1 protein-coding gene is annotated in these 1,164 nt (G+C 70.8%); it reads left to right on the top strand.

The annotated features are described in order from the left end of the window. The coding region (locus AB8Z36_RS40655; protein ID WP_369218367.1) for a (2,3-dihydroxybenzoyl)adenylate synthase at positions 1–1,103 on the top strand (1,103 nt) is incomplete at its 5' end. Between the last annotated feature and the right edge of the window lie 61 nt (positions 1,104–1,164).

The raw sequence follows: 1,164 nt of genomic DNA, 5'->3' as shown, positions 1-1,164 counted from the left end.
GGCCGGGGCCGGTGGTCGAGAATCCGCCCGCCCCCTCCGACCTGGCGTTCCTCCAGCTGTCCGGCGGCTCGACGGGCGTACCGAAGCTGATCCCGCGCACGCACGACGACTACATCTACTCGCTCCGCGGCTCCAATGAAATCTGCGCCGTCGACGAGACGTCCGTATACCTGGTGGCCCTCCCCGCGGCGCACAACTTCCCGCTCTCCTCCCCCGGTTCGCTCGGCGCGCTCTACGCGGGCGCCCGCGTGGTCCTCTCCCCCCAGCCGAGCCCCGACGCCGCCTTCCCGCTCATCGAGGCGGAGGGGGTGACGATCACCGGTCTGGTCCCGCCGCTCGCCCTGGTCTGGACCGAGGCGGCGCCGTCATCCGCGTACGACCTGAGCAGTCTCGAAGTCCTCCTGGTCGGCGGCGCGAAGTTCAGCGAGGAGGCGGCGCGGCGCGTGAAGCCCGCGCTCGGCTGCACGTTGCAGCAGGTCTTCGGCATGGCGGAGGGCCTGGTCAACTACACCCGCCTGGACGACCCGTACGAGACGGTCGTCACGACCCAGGGCCGCCCGATCTCCCCGGACGACGAGATCCGGATCGTCGACGACAAGGATGAGGACCTGCCCGTCGGCGAGAGCGGCCACCTGCTCACCCGCGGCCCGTACACGATCCGCGGCTACTGGCGGGCCCCCGAGCACAACGCCCGCTCGTTCACGGCCGACGGCTTCTACCGTACGGGCGACATCGTCCGCCTGACGGAGACCGGCCACCTGGTGGTGGAGGGCAGGGCCAAGGACCAGATCAACCGCGGCGGCGAGAAGATCGCGGCGGAGGAGGTCGAGAACCACATCCTGGCCCATCCGTCGGTGCACGACGCGAACGTCGTCGCCGAACCCGACCCCTACCTCGGCGAACGCACCTGCGCCTACGTCATCCTGCGCGCGGGCGCCGAGCCGCTGAAGCCGGTGGCCGTGAAGAAGTTCGTACGGGAAAGGGGCCTGGCCGCGTACAAGGTCCCGGACCGGGTGGAGTTCGTGACGGCGTTCCCGCGGACGGGCGTAGGCAAGATCTCGAAGAAGGACCTGAGGGCGGCGGCGACGGGCCCCTGGGCCTGACGGGGCACCGGAGCCCAGCCGTACTCCCCCTCCACCCCACCCCAGCTCGAAGCAAGGAAAG

Origin of the sequence: Streptomyces flavofungini, from assembly GCF_041028215.1 — a bacterium.
Taxonomy (GTDB): domain Bacteria; phylum Actinomycetota; class Actinomycetes; order Streptomycetales; family Streptomycetaceae; genus Streptomyces; species Streptomyces flavofungini_B.
The sequence above is the reverse complement of the archived record's forward strand: the minus strand, read 5'-3'. Positions and strand labels throughout refer to the sequence as shown.